The organism is Burkholderia sp. Ac-20344, assembly GCF_017104975.1.
Lineage (GTDB): Bacteria > Pseudomonadota > Gammaproteobacteria > Burkholderiales > Burkholderiaceae > Burkholderia.
The window spans coordinates 79,934-95,767 of sequence record NZ_JAAGPP010000007.1; the positions used below are offsets into that span (position 1 = coordinate 79,934).

Here is a 15,834-nt window from a genome sequence, read left to right on the forward strand (position 1 = left end):
CGCGTTGCGTCGGTGCCGGTTGGTCGCTAACGGCTCGCGAAGCGGTTGCGAGCCGGAAACGGGGGCCTGCCGATGTCCCGCACATGCCCCCGTAAAAGCTCACCTTTGGGCGATTTCAGCCCGCATCGTCGCTCGCCGCAGCGTTCAAACCGGCCAGCGTCTCCACCAGAAAATCCACGCATACGCGCACTTTCGCCGACGCCGCAACGCGCTCCGGATACACGGCCCAGATGTTCGCGGGCTGGATTGCGTCCGGCAGCACGCGACACAGTGCGCCGCGTTCGATCAGCGGCCCGGCTTCCCAGATCGAGCGCAACACGATTCCGCGGCCGGCCAGCGCCCATTGCACGGCCACCTCGCCGTGGTTCGTCGACAACGCGCCGCCGACCTTCACCGTTGCCGTTTCGCCGCGCACGGTCAACCGCCACACGCCGAACGGATGGTCGCGCTCCTTGATCGCAAGGCAGTCGTGCGACGCGAGATCCGCGAGCGTGCGCGGCGTACCGCGCCGTACGAGATAGTCGGGCGATGCGCACAGCACGCGGTAGTTCACGGCGAGGCGGCGCGCGATCAGGTGATCGGCGATCTCGTCGCCGATGCGCACGTCGAGGTCGTAGCCTTCGCCCGCGACATCGACGAGCCGGTCGAACAGATCGAGCCGTACGTTCAGTTGCGGATAGCGCGCTGTGAAGTCGAGCAGCGCCGGCGCGACGATGTGCCGGCCGAAACCGAAGCTGCTCGACATGCGCAGCGTGCCGCGCGGCACCGTGCGCGTGGTCGACACGTCCTCGACGAGATGATCGACGTCGTCGAGGATCTTCTCGGCGCGCGCGTACACGCGTTCGCCGGCTTCCGTGACCGTCACGCGGCGCGTCGAGCGATGCAGCAGGCGCGTGCCAAGCTGCGCCTCGAGCAACGCGACGCGCTTGCTGACATAGGCGGGCGACACCGCGAGCTGCTCCGCGGCTGCGCTGAAGCTGGCCAGGCGGACGACCAGGCTGAACACGCGCAGGTCGTCGAGATTCGGCGATTTATTCACGATTCGTGGAAAGTCGATTAACCTTTCGCACGATTTTAATCCCAATGGAAATAAATAGAATGGCGTCATGTTCCGCTGCGCGCTACGCCGGCAGCGGCCCGACCCACGATGAAGGAGGAGCACTCGCATGAACGACAGGACTTACCGGATCGCCGTGATCCCCGGCGACGGCATCGGCCGTGAAGTAATGCCCGAGAGCCTGCGCGCACTCGATGCCGTGACCGCGCGCTTCGGCATCCGCTTCGAATTCGTCCAGGTCGACTGGGCGAGCTGCGACTACTACGCGCAGCACGGCAAGATGATGCCGGACGACTGGAAGGCGCAGTTGTCGGGCATGGACGCGATCCTGTTCGGCGCGGTCGGCTGGCCCGCGACGGTGCCCGATCACATTTCGCTGTGGGGCTCGCTGCTGAAATTCCGCCGCGAGTTCGACCAGTACATCAACCTGCGGCCTGCGCGCTTGTTCGACGGCGTGCCGTCGCCGCTCGCCGGCCGCCGCGCGGGCGACATCGACTTCATGATCGTGCGCGAAAACACCGAGGGCGAATATTCGTCGGTCGGCGGCACGATGTTCGAAGGCACCGAGCGCGAGATCGTGATGCAGCAGTCGATCTTCACGCGTCACGGCACCGAGCGCGTGCTGAAATTCGCGTTCGAACTCGCGCAGCGGCGCGCGAAACGCCTCACCGTCGCGACGAAGAGCAACGGCATCGCGATCAGCATGCCGTGGTGGGACGCGCGCACGGCCGAGATGGCCGAACGCTATCCCGAGATCGCCGTCGACAAGCAGCACATCGACATCCTGTGCGCGCGTTTCGTGCTGCAGCCTGACCGCTTCGACGTCGTCGTCGCGTCGAACCTGTTCGGCGACATCCTGTCGGATCTCGGGCCGGCCTGTACGGGCACGATCGGCATCGCGCCGTCGGCGAACCTGAACCCCGACCGCACGTTCCCGTCGCTGTTCGAACCCGTGCACGGCTCCGCGCCCGACATCGCGGGGCAATACATCGCGAATCCGGTCGCGATGATCTGGTCGGCTGCGTTGATGCTCGACTTCCTCGGCAACGGTGCGGGCCGCGAACGCGAAGCGCACGATGCGATCGTCGCCGCGATCGAGGACGTGCTGCGCACGGGGCCGCATACGCGCGACCTCGGCGGCAACGCCGGGACACAGGAAGTGGGCGAGGCGATCGCCGCGCGGATCGCGGGCTGACGATCGCGCCCGGCGCGATCGCATGCGCCGGGCAGTGCGGCACGAGTCGGTGTGAGGTGAGTGGTGTGCGGTGAGCAACACGCAATGCGGTTGCGCACTCGTGCGAATTCCAATGTCTGCACCGGTGAAGTCGAGCGGTGAGCAACATCGCACCGCAACGCGCACGGCTCGCGCTATCCATCGTCGACGTCGACACGATCGGTGAGTTGCACATCGCGCGCATGCACACCGATCGTCAATCCACTGCCGGCACTGTGCGATCGGTGAGATGCATCACGTGGTGAGGCACACCGCTGCATGCCGGCGTGTGCGGCAGGTCCGCTTTGCCCGGTACGACGCCGCGTCGAACGGCTCGAAGCACACAGTCCGACGCGACGTTTCACCTCGTCCCGAAAAACCTCACCTTCCGCGCATCGACTCCCGAATTTCCTCACCGTTGAATCCCGGTGACGCGTTCGTCGATCCGTCGAGTCGACACGCGTGTCACAGCCCGAGGTCGGACAGCCCCGGATGATCATCCGGACGACGGCCGAGCGGCCAGTGATAGAGGCGATCCTGCTCGCGAATCGGCAGGTCGTTGATGCTCGCGTGACGATGCGCCATCAGGCCGTCTTCGTCGAACTCCCAGTTTTCGTTGCCGTACGAACGGAACCAGTTGCCGGCGTCGTCATGCCATTCGTATGCAAAACGCACCGCGATGCGATTGCCGTCGAATGCCCACAGCTCCTTGATCAGCCGGTAGTCGAGCTCGCGCGCCCACTTGCGCTGCAGCAGCCCGACGATCTCGTCGCGACCGGTCACGAATTCCGCACGGTTGCGCCATCGGCTTTGCGGCGTATAGGCGAGCGACACGCGCTGCGGGTCGCGCGTGTTCCATCCATCCTCGGCGGCGCGCACTTTCTGGCGCGCCGTTTCGAGCGTGAAGGGCGGAACGGGCGGACGGACTTCGGGGGAAGCGGACATGGGTTGCTCCTGTTCAGGTGATGGCCACGGACAATCGCGGCCGGTTCAGATTCGCCGCTTCGACTACCGCGATACCGCGTCGAGCAGCAGTTCGGCCGTTGCGCGCGCATCGCGCGCAGCGTTTGCATCGCCGCTGACGAGCGCCACGCCGATCGCGCCGTCGATCAGCACGAGCCACTGGCGCGCCAGGCGCGCAAGCCCGCGGCGTTCGATTCCCTTCTCGTCGGCATACGCATCGAAGCGCTCGCGCACGAATGCCAGCAGGCGTGCCTTGTGTGCACGTGCGACGACGCGCACGGGATCGTCCGCGTCGGGAATCTCGCCCGATGCGTTCAGGAACGCGCAGCCGTGAAAGTCGGGCTGCCCGAACCAGTCGCGCAGCACGTCGAACATGCCGAGCAGCTGCACGCGCGGCGCCTTGCCGCACGCCAGCGTGGCATCGACGAACCAGCGCATCCAGCGCTCGTCGCGGCGTTCGAGCGCAGCGACAACCAGCGCTTCTTTCGATTCGAAATGCGAATAAAAGCTCTTTCGTGCCGCGCCGGATCGCTTGACGATCGCGTCGACGCCGGTTGCGTGGATGCCGCCCGAATAGATCAGCGCTTCGGCCGCATCGAGCAGCCGGTCGCGAACGTCGGGTTCGCCGGAGGGGTCGTGATGTGTGTTCATGGGTTTAATGTAGAACGATCGTTCTCCATCGTCAACACCCACGTGAAAAAACCTGTCGATGAGAGGGCTGAATCGCGGCCGGGCCGCGCGACGCGCGCCCGCCGCGTTTACGACATTTTTTCTTGAAGCGGACCCGCGGCGCTCACTACACTTCGGTCACCCTGTCTGGGCGAAAGGACAACATGCAGCGACCGGAATCCGCGCGCCCCGCGCGCGCCTATGCGGCTTATGCCAAGCGGCTCGACGGCCGCGTCGTCGTGCGGCGCTTCGACCCGCGCAACGATTCGTACGACACGTTGACCGCACTGCTGCATCGCGCCTTCGCGCCGCTCGGCGCACTGGGCTTCAACTGCCCGTGCGTCGATCAGCCGGCCTCGGCGACGCGCGAACGCGTGCTCACCGGCGAGTGTTTCGTCGCACTCGGCAACGCACACCTGGTCGCGACGATGACGATGCGTTCGCACGATCCCGATTCCCGCTGCGATCCGTACCGCAGCCGGCACGTCGCGACGCTCGGCCAGCTGGCGGTCGATCCCGTCTGGCAGGATCGCGGCATCGGCCGTTCGCTGCTCGCGTTCGCGCAACGGCGGGCCGCCGCACGCGGCGCGACGCACCTCGCACTCGACGCGCCGTACGCGGCAGTCCGGCTCATCGATTTCTATCGCCGCGCAGGATTTCAACCGGTCGACGTGATGCGCTTTCCGGGACACAACTACGACAGCACGATCCTGTGCAAATCCGTCAGCGTCGCGGACGGTCGCATCGTTGCCGGCGATACGACGCAGATCGACGTCGCGCCGCACGTCGGTGCAGCGTCGTGAAACACGATGTGCCGAAGCACGACGGCGGCGACGATCGCACGCAACTCGCCGTCCGGCAGGCACGCGTGCGTGCGGCGCTACGGCTGCGCGGTGTGTTGAAGCTGACGATCCTCACGATCGCGGTCGCACAAGCGCTGGCGTTCGCGTTCGAAAGCCTGCTGGTGATGGCCGGTTTCGCGCCGGACGCCGCGACGGTGTTGCTGTTCCGCTTCGTGACGTGCGCGCTCGTCAGCTTCTGGCTGCAGGCGGATGCATTGCGCGCGTATCAATACGCGGCGCAACACGGGTTCGTCACCGTTCCCGGCGCGCACGGCGATCCGGTCGACGTGGCGCCGCAGTGCCCGAAGCGCTGGCTCGTCGTGTTGAGTCTTCAGCTCGACCCGCGAGGGTTGAATGGTGAACGGATCAAGTAGCAGTGTGCGCACCGTTCGATGTCGATGGATATCGATCACCTCGCGCATGAGTGAGTCGCAACGAGGCGTGCGGGCTCACGGTTGATGCGGTGGTTCGGCACGGCGTCGCATGGGGTGCATAGCGAACGACTTCGCGGCAAGCCAGGCAAGGAAGCGCGCGGAAGAGGGAGAGCAGGTGCCGAACGGCGTGATGGCGGGAAGCGAGGCGGCTGACGACAGGTGAAGTGAACGTGCGATTGCAGGTCACCGATGTGCGATCGTGTCGCGATCCGGCGCGCAAGTACAGCTCCCGAAAAATCTCACCTTGCGCCCGGATTCGCGCGTTTCGGCCTCGAAAACGCAGACGTAATCAAAAGCGGGGCAGACGGCGAACGCGCCGCGCTGCCCCTGCGGCACTCAGGCCGTCCAGTCGAGAATCACCTTGCCGCTTTCGCCGGACAGCATCGCGGCGAAGCCTTTCTCGTAATCGTCGGCCGCAAAGCGATGCGTGATGACCGGCGACAGGTCGAGGCCGCTCTGCAGCATCGCGACCATCTTGTACCAGGTCTCGAACATCTCGCGGCCGTAGATGCCCTTGATCTCGAGCCCCTTGAAGATCACCTGGTTCCAGTCGATCGCCGTCTGCGCAGGCGGAATGCCGAGCAGCGCGACCTTACCGCCGTGGTTCATCGCCTCGAGCATGCTCGTGAATGCGCTCGGCACGCCCGACATCTCGAGGCCGACGTCGAAGCCTTCGGTCATGTGCAAGTCGGACATCACGTCGCGCAGCGACTCGCGTGCGACGTTGACCGCGCGCGTCGCGCCCATCTTGCGCGCGAGTTCCAGCCGGTAGTCGTTGATGTCGGTGATGACGACGTTGCGCGCGCCGACGTGCTTCGCGATCGCGACGGCCATGATGCCGATCGGGCCCGCGCCGGTGATCAGCACGTCTTCGCCGACGAGGTTGAACGACAGCGCCGTGTGCGTCGCGTTGCCGAACGGATCGAAGATCGACGCGAGATCGTCGGAGATCTCGGGCGGAATCTTGAACGCATTGAACGCCGGAATCGCCAGATACTCGGCGAATGCGCCTTCGCGGTTCACGCCGACGCCGACCGTGTTGCGGCACAGATGCCGGCGCCCCGCGCGACAGTTGCGGCAGAAACCGCACGTGATGTGGCCTTCGCCGGACACGCGATCGCCGATCGCGAAGCCGCGCACTTCCTGCCCCATCTCGACGATCTCGCCGACATATTCGTGACCGACGTGCATCGGCACGGGAATCGTCTTCTGCGCCCAGTCGTCCCATTTCCAGATATGGATGTCGGTGCCGCAGATCGCCGTGCGGCGAATCTTGATCAGCACGTCGTTGTGGCCGACTTCGGGACGCTTCACACGCGTGAGCGTGAGGCCGGGGCCGCGTTCGAGCTTTGCCAGTGCTTTCATGGTCGCGCCTCCGTCAGATGATGCCGAGCGACTTGCCGACGCGCACGAACGCGGCGACCGTCTGGTCGATCTGTTCCGGCGTATGCGCGGCACTCATCTGCGTACGGATGCGCGCGCGGCCGCGCGGCACGACGGGGAACGAGAAGCCGATCACGTAGACGCCTTCGCCGAGCAGCTTGTCGGCCATGTTCGTCGCGAGCTGCGCGTCGCCGAGCATCACCGGGATGATCGGATGCGCGCCCGGAACGAGCGTGAAGCCGGCTTCGGTCATCTGCTTGCGGAACCGAGCGCCGTTCTCGCGCACGCGCTCGCGCAGCTTCGCGCCTTCGTCGCTGCCGAGCAGTTCGAGCACCTTCAGCGATGCCGCGGCGATGCTCGGCGTGAGCGTGTTCGAGAACAGATACGGGCGCGAGCGCTGGCGCAGCAGTTCGATGACCTCGCGACGCGCAGCGACATAGCCGCCCGAGGCGCCGCCGAGCGCCTTGCCGAGCGTACCCGTGATGATGTCGACGCGGCCTTCGACGCCGCAGTGCTCGGGCGTGCCGCGGCCGTGCGTGCCGATGAAGCCGACTGCGTGCGAATCGTCGACCATCACGAGCGCGCCGTAACGATCGGCGAGATCGCAGATGCCTTTGAGGTCGGCGATGATGCCGTCCATCGAGAACACGCCATCGGTCGCGATCAGCTTGTGGCGCGCGCCCGCCGCATCGGCTTCCTTGAGCTTCGCCTCGAGGTCGGACAGGTCGTTGTTCTTGTAGCGGAAACGCTTCGCCTTGCAGAGGCGGATGCCGTCGATGATGCTCGCGTGGTTCAGTTCGTCGCTGATCACCGCGTCGCTCTCGTCGAGCAGCGTCTCGAACAGCCCGCCGTTCGCGTCGAAGCAGCTCGAATAGAGGATGCTGTCCTCGGTGCCGAGAAATGCGGCCAGCGCGCTTTCCAGTTGCTTGTGCACGGTTTGCGTGCCGCAGATGAAGCGTACCGATGCCATGCCGAAGCCGTCCTGGTCGAGGCCGGCCTTCGCCGCATCGATCAGGCGCGGATCGTTCGCCAGACCCAGATAGTTGTTCGCGCAGAAATTGAGCACGCCGGCACCGCCGGCGAGCCGCACGGCCGCCGCCTGGGGACTCGCGATCTCGCGCTCGGTCTTGTAAAAACCGTCCGCGCGGATCTGGTCCAGCGTCCCGCGCACCTGGGCGAGAAAGGCATCACGCATCGCAAAGCTCCTGACAGGGTTTCGCATTCCGCAACGCGCCACTCGTGGCGGCGGCGCAACGGCCTGCTACTGTTATAGTCGGTCGTTCGGTTGACCGCATTTATCCGATATTCCGAACTAGAATTCGAAATACCGAACAACTCTAAGCGAACGGAATCCAAATGGCAAGTTCCTCCGGCTCGCGGCGCACGCCTGCCAGCGCCGCACCGCAACCGCCGGCCGCCACGCCGCCGCGTGTCGGCGAGCAGATCCAGCGGCTGCGCAACGAACGCAAGCTGACGCTCGACGACCTGTCGCGTGCGGCCGGCGTATCGAAATCGATGCTCTCCGAGATCGAACGCGACAAGGCCAACCCGACGATCGCCGTGGCGTGGCGGCTGACGAACGCGCTCGGCATCACGCTCGACGAGCTGTTCTCGCAGCCGAAGGCGCCCGAGACCATCCGCGTGGACGGCCCGCACGACATCCCGACGCTCGCCGGCCATGACGGCCGCTACCAGTTGCGCGTGTGGGGCCCGATCGACCTCGCCGGCAAGTTCGAGTGGTACGAGCTGACGCTGCCCGGTGGCGGCGCGTTGATATCGAACGCCCACGAGCCCGGCACGCGCGAACACCTCACCGTGCTGCAGGGCGCGATGGAAATCGAAGCCGCGGCGGCCAGCCGGCGCCTGAAGGTAGGCGACACCGCGCGCTACCCGGCCGACGAGCCGCACGCGATCCGCAATCCCGGCAAGGCCGAGGCGCGGGCACTGCTGATCGTGATACATCGCTGACGGCGCGGATAGCTGGCCAAAGGGCCAATTGCAGGCCAGTTGCGGAAACTACTGTATGTTTGTACAGTATACGGACATTCCGCCATGCACGGGCCGGAGCCGGCGCACCGAGGCGCCCGCCTGGTCGACAGGAGCCTGCAATGACAGAAGAACAAGATTTGGCCGCGCTCAGCTTCAAGGCTGCCGCGCACGACCTCGAGCTGATCGTCCGCCATATTGCCGGGCGCTACATCCGCCAGCGCGTTCCGCTGACGTGGCGCCTGCTGCACGCCATCGAAGCCGAGGCGCTTGCCGATCTCGGCTTTGCCAGCCGGCACGAGGCCGGCATGCGTCAATTGTTCGAACGGCCTTCGGACATGACGTTTCCCGAAACGGACGATCCGATCGACTTCGGGCGCTCGAATGCGCTGCCTGCCGTTTTTTCGTTCGCGGTTCTCGCGTACGAAGCGGCCTCGACCTCGCACGACACCGCACCTCGCGAGCGTGCTCACCGCCCGTCCAAGGCGTGGGGCGACTGACCGCCCGCCCGGGCCGCCACGCGTGGCGGCCTTGTCCAGCCTCTTGCTGCCCGAGACGTTGCGGAAAGGGCTACCATATACGCAACTAACGGAATAAATCACATGTCTCTTCCCGCCTCTCCCGATACCCCCGCACACCCGGAAGAAACGGATCTGTTCGACCGCGGCGCATCCGACTGGATCATCTCGCCCGAAGCCGCATTCGATGCATGGCTCGCCATGCAGGACTATCGCCGCTCATCGGCCGACGTCTATCGCGCTCAATGGGGCGCGTTTCTCACCTGGATGCGTGCGCACCAGAAGAATCTGGCAACGGTCGATACCGCAACCATCGCGAATTTCGTCGGCGAACTGCCGATCCGGAAAACCCAGCGAATGCGTTATCTGAGGCTGATCGAGCGCGTGCTCGACCACATCCGGCGCACCGAATACGCGTCGACCAACCCAGCACGGTTCATTGCTCAGGATGGCGAAGCGAACTGGCGCAAGGCGCGCGACAACGAACCGACCGGTTTCCTCACGCCCGCCGAGCGCGCGACGTTGCTCGCGTACCTGTTTTCGCCGATCGGCGTATCCGGTTCCGCGTACTGGAAAGAGCGGCGCGACCGCGCGCTCGTCGCCGCGTTTCTCGGTGCCGGCATTAAAACCGGCGAAGCTCGCGCGCTTACGATTAGTTGCATCAATACGAGTGGAACGTCGCTGCAGATCGAGTCGACCCATCCGGATTTCGCGCGCGAAACCCATCTGGCGTCGTTCGCGATCGCCCTGCTCGAAGCCTGGCTCACCGAGCGCAAGCGACAGGACATTCCGGGGGAACTCGTGTTTCCCGCATCCCATGCCGGGCGGCCGATGCACAAGGCGACGATGCTGCGCGCGATCGACGCGATCGTCGAATCCGCCGGGCTCACGTCGTCGCGCACCGCGCGCGCGAGCCCGCAAACCCTGCGCAATACCTATGCAGCCGAACTGTTCGAACACGACGTGCCGCCCGAACGGGTCGGCAAATGGCTGGGCTTCATGCGGCCGATCTCGTCGAACCGCCTGCATCGCGCCTGGAAAAACTGGCGGGACGGTCTGGCCGACAGCAACGGTGACGCGTCCGACAGCGACGAAACTCACTGATCGCCCAACGGCTGCTCACGTGAAGCGATCCGTGAGCAGCCTTGTGTGGCGCAGCCTCACCGTTTCACAGCTCCCGAAAATCCTCACCTCAAGCTCCCCGGATCGTCTCACCTGTGCGGGTCAGCCGATCCCTGCGTCACGTCTGTGCAAAGCGGGCGACAGCTTCGAATCGGGACGGCCATGCGCCGGAAGCATGTTCGCACTCGGGGCAGGCTACTTCAAAACCCTCTTCTCCGTGTGACAGCTCCGGCTCGCCATCGCAATGCGGGCAATGGGCCGGCACCGGGATCTCTTGATCCAGTGAAGTGCCGATCACGGCAAACGCCTCCGCATCCAGTTGCCCGGCATCGGCCAGGCGGCGGATCAGCGCGGCGATTTCCGGATTCATGCCGCGGCTCGCGCGCAGCGAATTCACATCGCGCGTCGCACGTTCCAGTTCATCGCCCTGGCTGCGCAACTGTTCTTCGAGCCGGTCGGCGCGCGCCTTGGCCGAACTCAGTTGCTGCAGGAAATCGAACTCCTTGCGCTGAACATCGCGCAAACCGCTTTGATAGGTCGACGCCATGCTGCGCAACGAATCCAGCTCGACCAGCATCGGCTTGACGCGGCGTTCGGCTTCGGCCACCGCATCCTTGATTTGCTGCGCGTAGTGTTCGGTGCGTTGCTGCAGTTCGGCTTGCAGTGCATCGATGCGATCGCGCAGCGCTGCGTTCTGCGCCTGCTCAGCTTCGACGCGGCCGGCGGTCGCAGCCAGTTCCCTCTCCAGTCGGGCGACTGTGGTGAGCAACGTCGCTTCGCTGGCCGAACCGTGCGTCGTTTGCGACGCGAGCTGGACCTCCAGTTCGGTCACGCGGGCCTGCAACTGCTCGTTTTTCGCTTCGCCACGCGCGAGCGCACCTTCGAGCGTCTCCTGGCGGACAGTTGCGTCACGCAACCGCTGTTCGGCATCGGCAACGCCGGCGCGAACCTGCTGGCGATCGCTGTCGAGACTGTCCCGCGCGGCTTTCAACGCTTCTTCATAGAGTGCGCCGAGCAATGCCCCCGCCTTTTCCTCGACGGCCTTCGGGATTGCCGCACCGTCGAGCCTCACTTTGGAGGCGGAGCGGATGCGCTCCCAGAAATGGTCGATGTCTTTGGGGATATCGCTGGCGCTGCCGGTCTGGGTGAGATCGCGGACGTTAGCAGCCGACGGCCGGATGCCGAGATCGAAGAACAATCGCTTGCAAGCATGCAGCGACAATTCCTGCCGTCGCGCACCGCTTGCACGCAGCGATTCCAGTTCGTCCCGAATGGCTTGGCGTATTTCGTCCAGGGTCATCGCTATGCTCACCGACATTGAAGTGTGGGAATCATAACGAAATACGTATCTATTGATACCTATTTTGTGCCGACGTTGTGAATTTACGTCGCGTCGCACAGGAATCGGGTCTGTGGGCCAATCCGGACGACTGTGGTTCAGGATTCCGTGAAACAAAGCGAAGAAAATTGGCTAAATCCTTGTCCCACAAGCATTTTCCTGCAGACGCCGAAATTCGGCATTTGTTTCACATGACCACGGATCCGATTGCCCGTGGGTGTTCAGGGGTTGGGGTGTCTGTGGAAAACTCGTCAGCGGATGTCTTGAGAGTATTAGAAGTAAACACCCTTGAACCCTTAGTTAAAAACGTTAACGCCACGGCACAGCCTTATGCTGCAAGGCTTTCCGGTCGACAAGGTGAAGTTTTACGGGAGCCAAGGTGATCTTCTGCGGGAGCTGACGTGATGGGGTTCAGGGAGCTGCGTGAGCCGTTGCGGGAAAGATCGTGAGCGGATTCGGGATCACAGTGAAACACGAGATTTCCCAAAGGTGAGGCTTTTCGGGGCCTCACAGCCACAGAACCCGCGCTGTGCCTGTCTGCACAGTTTTCTGCCTGTGCAGACATAGGTGAGAATTTGCGGGACCTTCTTCGCGCCCCGATTCTGCCCATCTTTTAGGCAGTTTTTGCAAAAGGTGAGGTTTCACGGGACTCCACGGGTGTTTGGTGTGAGGACTTCCGGGAAACGAACGCCATTTTGCACAGCAAAAGCGGTCTTGGGGGCTTGTGGAGCCCTAAAGGTGAGGTTTTTCGGGAGCGAAATCCGGGTTTTCCTGCCTGGATCCTGTTGAGGTGAGGTTTTTCGGGGCCTGGATCACAGGCTGTGATTCAGGCCACAGGTGAGACTTTCCGGGAACGAAATTTGCGTGAAAAATGGTCAAAGGTGAGGTTTTTCGGGATCTGTGAGCTGCCGAATTCGCCGAAAAGCCCGCCAGGACTGGAAGAAATCTCGTTTTTGCTGTGCCACTTTTAGGCACAGGTGAGATTTTTCGGGGGCTGACATAGGGTTGTCGTATGAAGGATTTTCTTCGAAAGGTGAGGCTTTTCGGGGGATGTCGGTGACGCACAGCCAAATGCCTTCTGTGTATAAGTATCGGAAGGCATTGAGATTTTTGATACCGAGACAGTTACGGTGAGGTTTTTCGGGAGCCATTCTCGTGCCCATGGGGGCACAGCGATTTTTCCTTGAGGTGAGCGTTTTCGGGAGTCTTGGGTGGCGAATCCCGCGCGTGTCGGGCATTCGTCGACATTCAGAGGAATGAACACCCTGTGCTCGAGGTGAGTATTTTCGGGATCCGATCCGGTTTGGGCGCTGTACAATGCGCGCCCGGGCCCGCAAAGCCGACCCGATCAGGCCGTGCGGGCCGGTTTCGCCGGTGTCTTCCGGGATGCCGGACTCGATCACGATCTCCCGGTGAGTCACGCCTGTACATGCATACAGGCCGTTGAAGGACCAATTGGGAGGCGCAGCGAGGTGGGATCGCAACCCTGTGCTGAACGCTTACCTGCGCAGTCGTAAAATTACGACAAATCGAAAGGTGAGCCGATACGGGAGCACATTTCGCACGTATCGTGCACAGGTGAAATTCTGTGAATCGGCGCATCCCGCAGCACGTCTGGAAGAGTCTGGAACGCTGCAAATCCGGAGCGGTGAGGGTTTTCGGGAGCGCCTGGGGTGAGTGCCGTTTTGCACGCGTGCTTCACCCGCTATGGTGAGCATGTCGTTCTGGACGCACATCACCGCAGGCGCTATCCTTCCGGAAAACTTCTCCTCCGACCCGACGTATGGCCACGACGAAGCGCGCCAAGAAAACCGATGTGGATGTGGTGAGTGCCAGTTCAGCCGAATTGCGTAAGGCCGTCGAGGCGATCGCCATTCAGCCGAAGAGCGGCAAGATCACGCTCCTCACTCGCAAGCTGTTCAATGTCCTGCTGGCCGTGGCCCAGCAGGCCGACGACTCGGGCGATACGTATCGCGCGCTGCTGTCGGATATCGTCGCCAACTCCGCCTTCGATTCGAACGACACCGCGCTGGTGAAGGAACACCTGCGCCGCATGGTGTCGGTGCAGGTCGAATGGAGCACGGGGACGTCGAGCCAGAAGCCGGGCCGCAAATGGGGGATCTCGACGCTGATCGCCGACGCGGAAATTCTCGAGGATCCGGCGACCCGCCGCGTGTGGGTCGAATTCTCGTTCGCGCCGAAGATCAAGAAGAAGCTGCTCGACCCGGTGCAGTATGCGCGCCTGAGCCTGCAGTTCCAGAGCCAGCTGCGCAGCAGCGCCGGTCTCGCGCTGTACGAAATCTGCGTGCGCTACCTGACGAACCCGAGCCACCTGACGATGCGCGAGCCGTGGGAATGGTGGCGGCCGATCCTGTCGGGCACGCCCGACACGGAAGCCGGCGACGAGGCGAAGCGCGAGTACAAGTACTTCAAGCGCGACTATCTGCGTCCCGCGATCGCGGAAGTCAACGCGGTTACCAACATCTTCGTCGAGCTGATCGAGCACCGTGAAGGGCGTCGGGTCGCGGAGATCCAGTTCCGCGTGACCGAGCGCAAGCAGCCGATGCTCGCGCTCGACGAACATCCGAACGTGTTCGACAGCACGCTGGTCGACCGGATGGTGAAGCTCGGGATCCCGCTGAAGGAAGCGCAGACGCTCTATGCGGACAGCGAAGAGAACCGCATTCGTGCCGCGCTGCAGATGACCGAGCAGCGGATGCGCAGCACGACGCTGCCGCCGGTGCGCAGCGCGCCCGCGTTGTTCAAGGATGCACTGAAGAAGGGTTATGCACCGCCGGTCGAATCGGTCGACGCGCTGCCTGCCGGCACGCCGTCCGCGAAGGTTGCAGTGGCCCAGCCGGACGATCTGAAGGCACGCCTGCTGAGCGAGTTCGCCGCGTTCCGCCGCAAGGAAGCGAAGGTGCTGTACGAAGAGCAGGGCGACGCCGAGCGCGAAGTGGCGCGCGAGTCGTTCGAGTCGGAGGCGCTGCCGACGATGGGCTCGCATCTGCGCGATGACTGGCGCAAGCGCGGCCTCGATTCCAAGCTGGCCGAGACGGCCTTTTTCGACTGGCTGGCCCAGAAGACCTGGGGCGAGCCGACGGACGGCGACCTGCTGTCGTTCACGCTGAATCAGTCGCGGGCCGCCTGAGGCCCGCTCAGGCCCGCTGACGGGCCGTCGCCGGCCCCGCCTTGGTTGGCGGGCCCGGCGTCCTCACCAGGCCCTGCCGGCCGTTTCCGTCACTCCGACAACAGCATCCGCTCGAGCTGCTCGAGGATCGCGTCACGCTTGTCCTTCGGGAGACCGCGCAGGCGCAATTCGATGCGATCTTCGCCATACGACTTCAGGTCGCCGACCGACTTGCCGCCGAGCTTGATCTCGTGACGCTGCGCATAGCGCTGACGGCCCGCAGCCTTCGGCGTTTCCTGCGCCGCGACGCGGCCCTTGACGATATCCGACACCTGGCGCGTGCTGAGATCGTCCGACACGATCTTGTTGATCAGCCGCAGCGTGGCGTCGGTGCCGCGCGCATTGTGATAGCGGCCGACCTGATATGCCATGTTCGAACCGAAGCGATCGGGGCGCGCGACCATTTCCTGCATGATCGCTTCCGGCAGCTTGCCGATCGACAACGCGACGGCCACCGTCGACTCGTCGAGGCCGAGGTGTTCGGAGAGCTCCTTCTGGCTCTGGAAATGCTTGTCGTCGAGAAAGCGGCGCCATACGACGGCGTTGTCGAATACCGTCTGCGAATCGCGCTGGACGTTGAGATCGTAGCCGAGCTTGTAGCTCTGGATGCCGATCGGTACGTCGATCACGATCGCCTTGACCGATTCCTTGTTCGCTTCCTTCAGTGCCCGCACGCGGCGGCCGCCATCGCTGACGAAGTACGTGCCCGGGTTGTCGTAATCCGGAATCACGTGGATTGCCTGCTGTTGCCCTTGCTTCGCGAGGTTGACCGCGAGTTCGGCAATCGACGATTTCAGATAGAAATGCCGCGGATTGAACGGGCTATGCTTGATCGCCTTCAGCGACAACTCGATCACCTGCCCCGGTGCATAGCGGTTCTCGAGGCGCCACGCGCGATATTGCGTCGATTCATCGATCGAAGGATCGAGCGTGAGTTCGGGAGCGGGCAGCGGCGCGATGTCTTTCTTCGCGGATTTGGTCGGCGCCGGGTTGGGTGTCTCGGACTTGACGATGCCGTCGATCGCATTGAGTCGATCGAGCGCCGTGCGCTTTTCGCTCGTCGTAATATCCGGGCGCGCTTGGAATCCTTTGGCAAATTGGGAGGGTTTCATGTGACT

Annotated in this window: 14 protein-coding genes; 7 read left to right on the forward strand and 7 right to left on the reverse strand. The window is 63.8% G+C overall.

Going from position 1 to position 15,834, the window contains the following annotated elements:
* Positions 1 to 115 precede the first annotated feature (115 nt).
* Entirely contained in the window at positions 116 to 1,039 is a 924-nt protein-coding gene (locus G3N64_RS04365; protein ID WP_205782555.1) for a LysR substrate-binding domain-containing protein, read from the reverse strand.
* A 127-nt stretch (positions 1,040 to 1,166) separates the two neighbouring features.
* Between G3N64_RS04365 and G3N64_RS04370 the strand changes: the two genes are divergently transcribed.
* Positions 1,167 to 2,252: a tartrate dehydrogenase gene (locus G3N64_RS04370; protein WP_205782556.1), complete on the forward strand. Its 1,086-nt coding sequence runs from the start codon at positions 1,167 to 1,169 to the stop codon at positions 2,250 to 2,252.
* Positions 2,253 to 2,735: 483 nt separating this feature from the next.
* Here the strand turns inward: G3N64_RS04370 and G3N64_RS04375 are convergent, their stop codons facing one another.
* Both G3N64_RS04375 and G3N64_RS04380 read right to left on the reverse strand, forming a co-directional pair.
* Positions 2,736 to 3,215: a nuclear transport factor 2 family protein gene (locus G3N64_RS04375; RefSeq protein ID WP_205782557.1), complete on the reverse strand. Its 480-nt coding sequence runs from the start codon at positions 3,213 to 3,215 to the stop codon at positions 2,736 to 2,738.
* A 63-nt stretch (positions 3,216 to 3,278) separates the two neighbouring features.
* Positions 3,279 to 3,884, reverse strand: a complete 606-nt coding sequence (locus G3N64_RS04380) for a TetR/AcrR family transcriptional regulator (RefSeq protein WP_205782558.1) — start codon at positions 3,882 to 3,884, stop codon at positions 3,279 to 3,281.
* A gap of 182 nt (positions 3,885 to 4,066) precedes the next feature.
* Here G3N64_RS04380 and G3N64_RS04385 point away from each other — a divergent pair, with 182 nt between their 5' ends.
* A complete protein-coding gene (locus G3N64_RS04385) occupies positions 4,067 to 4,705 on the forward strand; it encodes a GNAT family N-acetyltransferase (protein WP_205782559.1) in 639 nt (212 codons plus the stop codon).
* Entirely contained in the window at positions 4,702 to 5,118 is a 417-nt protein-coding gene (locus G3N64_RS04390) for a hypothetical protein (RefSeq protein WP_205782560.1), read from the forward strand. The genes G3N64_RS04385 and G3N64_RS04390 overlap by 4 nt, the downstream gene beginning before the upstream one ends.
* Positions 5,119 to 5,514: 396 nt before the next feature.
* Here G3N64_RS04390 and tdh read toward each other — a convergent pair whose 3' ends face one another.
* The gene (gene tdh / locus G3N64_RS04395) at positions 5,515 to 6,543 is read right to left on the reverse strand and encodes an L-threonine 3-dehydrogenase (RefSeq protein WP_205782561.1); all 1,029 of its coding nucleotides are present in this window, start codon (positions 6,541 to 6,543) and stop codon (positions 5,515 to 5,517) included.
* Between the two features lie 13 nt (positions 6,544 to 6,556).
* Complete coding sequence (locus G3N64_RS04400) at positions 6,557 to 7,756, reverse strand: glycine C-acetyltransferase (RefSeq protein ID WP_205782562.1); 1,200 nt, start codon at positions 7,754 to 7,756, stop codon at positions 6,557 to 6,559.
* Between the two features lie 161 nt (positions 7,757 to 7,917).
* Between G3N64_RS04400 and G3N64_RS04405 the strand changes: the two genes are divergently transcribed.
* The 3 genes from G3N64_RS04405 (at position 7,918) to G3N64_RS04415 (ending at position 10,169) form a co-directional block, all read left to right on the forward strand.
* Positions 7,918 to 8,529 carry an XRE family transcriptional regulator gene (locus G3N64_RS04405; RefSeq protein ID WP_021163719.1) on the forward strand — a complete coding sequence of 204 codons (612 nt, stop codon included), beginning with the start codon at positions 7,918 to 7,920 and terminating at the stop codon, positions 8,527 to 8,529.
* A gap of 140 nt (positions 8,530 to 8,669) precedes the next feature.
* Positions 8,670 to 9,047, forward strand: a complete 378-nt coding sequence (locus tag G3N64_RS04410) for a DUF2471 family protein (protein WP_205782563.1) — start codon at positions 8,670 to 8,672, stop codon at positions 9,045 to 9,047.
* A gap of 102 nt (positions 9,048 to 9,149) precedes the next feature.
* The gene (locus G3N64_RS04415; RefSeq protein ID WP_205782564.1) at positions 9,150 to 10,169 is read left to right on the forward strand and encodes a tyrosine-type recombinase/integrase; all 1,020 of its coding nucleotides are present in this window, start codon (positions 9,150 to 9,152) and stop codon (positions 10,167 to 10,169) included.
* Positions 10,170 to 10,305: 136 nt separating this feature from the next.
* Here G3N64_RS04415 and G3N64_RS04420 read toward each other — a convergent pair whose 3' ends face one another.
* Complete coding sequence (locus G3N64_RS04420; RefSeq protein WP_205782565.1) at positions 10,306 to 11,487, reverse strand: DNA-binding protein; 1,182 nt, start codon at positions 11,485 to 11,487, stop codon at positions 10,306 to 10,308.
* A 1,822-nt stretch (positions 11,488 to 13,309) separates the two neighbouring features.
* On the opposite strand from G3N64_RS04420, the gene G3N64_RS04425 reads away from it, so the two are divergent.
* Positions 13,310 to 14,677, forward strand: a complete 1,368-nt coding sequence (locus tag G3N64_RS04425; RefSeq protein WP_205782566.1) for a replication initiation protein — start codon at positions 13,310 to 13,312, stop codon at positions 14,675 to 14,677.
* A gap of 89 nt (positions 14,678 to 14,766) precedes the next feature.
* Here the strand turns inward: G3N64_RS04425 and G3N64_RS04430 are convergent, their stop codons facing one another.
* Entirely contained in the window at positions 14,767 to 15,828 is a 1,062-nt protein-coding gene (locus G3N64_RS04430) for a ParB/RepB/Spo0J family partition protein (protein ID WP_205782567.1), read from the reverse strand.
* Positions 15,829 to 15,834 lie beyond the last annotated feature (6 nt).

Bases quoted from the DNA above. Each gene is read 5' to 3' on its own strand.
- G3N64_RS04370 (WP_205782556.1), top strand. From the start codon at position 1,167: ATGAACGACAGGACTTACCGGATCGCCGTGATCCCCGGCGACGGCATC.
- G3N64_RS04375 (WP_205782557.1), bottom strand. From the start codon at position 3,215: ATGTCCGCTTCCCCCGAAGTCCGTCCGCCCGTTCCGCCCTTCACGCTC.
- G3N64_RS04380 (WP_205782558.1), bottom strand. From the start codon at position 3,884: ATGAACACACATCACGACCCCTCCGGCGAACCCGACGTTCGCGACCGG.
- G3N64_RS04385 (WP_205782559.1), top strand. From the start codon at position 4,067: ATGCAGCGACCGGAATCCGCGCGCCCCGCGCGCGCCTATGCGGCTTAT.
- tdh (WP_205782561.1), bottom strand. From the start codon at position 6,543: ATGAAAGCACTGGCAAAGCTCGAACGCGGCCCCGGCCTCACGCTCACG.
- G3N64_RS04400 (WP_205782562.1), bottom strand. From the start codon at position 7,756: ATGCGTGATGCCTTTCTCGCCCAGGTGCGCGGGACGCTGGACCAGATC.
- G3N64_RS04405 (WP_021163719.1), top strand. From the start codon at position 7,918: ATGGCAAGTTCCTCCGGCTCGCGGCGCACGCCTGCCAGCGCCGCACCG.
- G3N64_RS04410 (WP_205782563.1), top strand. From the start codon at position 8,670: ATGACAGAAGAACAAGATTTGGCCGCGCTCAGCTTCAAGGCTGCCGCG.
- G3N64_RS04415 (WP_205782564.1), top strand. From the start codon at position 9,150: ATGTCTCTTCCCGCCTCTCCCGATACCCCCGCACACCCGGAAGAAACG.
- G3N64_RS04420 (WP_205782565.1), bottom strand. From the start codon at position 11,487: ATGACCCTGGACGAAATACGCCAAGCCATTCGGGACGAACTGGAATCG.
- G3N64_RS04425 (WP_205782566.1), top strand. From the start codon at position 13,310: ATGGCCACGACGAAGCGCGCCAAGAAAACCGATGTGGATGTGGTGAGT.
- G3N64_RS04430 (WP_205782567.1), bottom strand. From the start codon at position 15,828: ATGAAACCCTCCCAATTTGCCAAAGGATTCCAAGCGCGCCCGGATATT.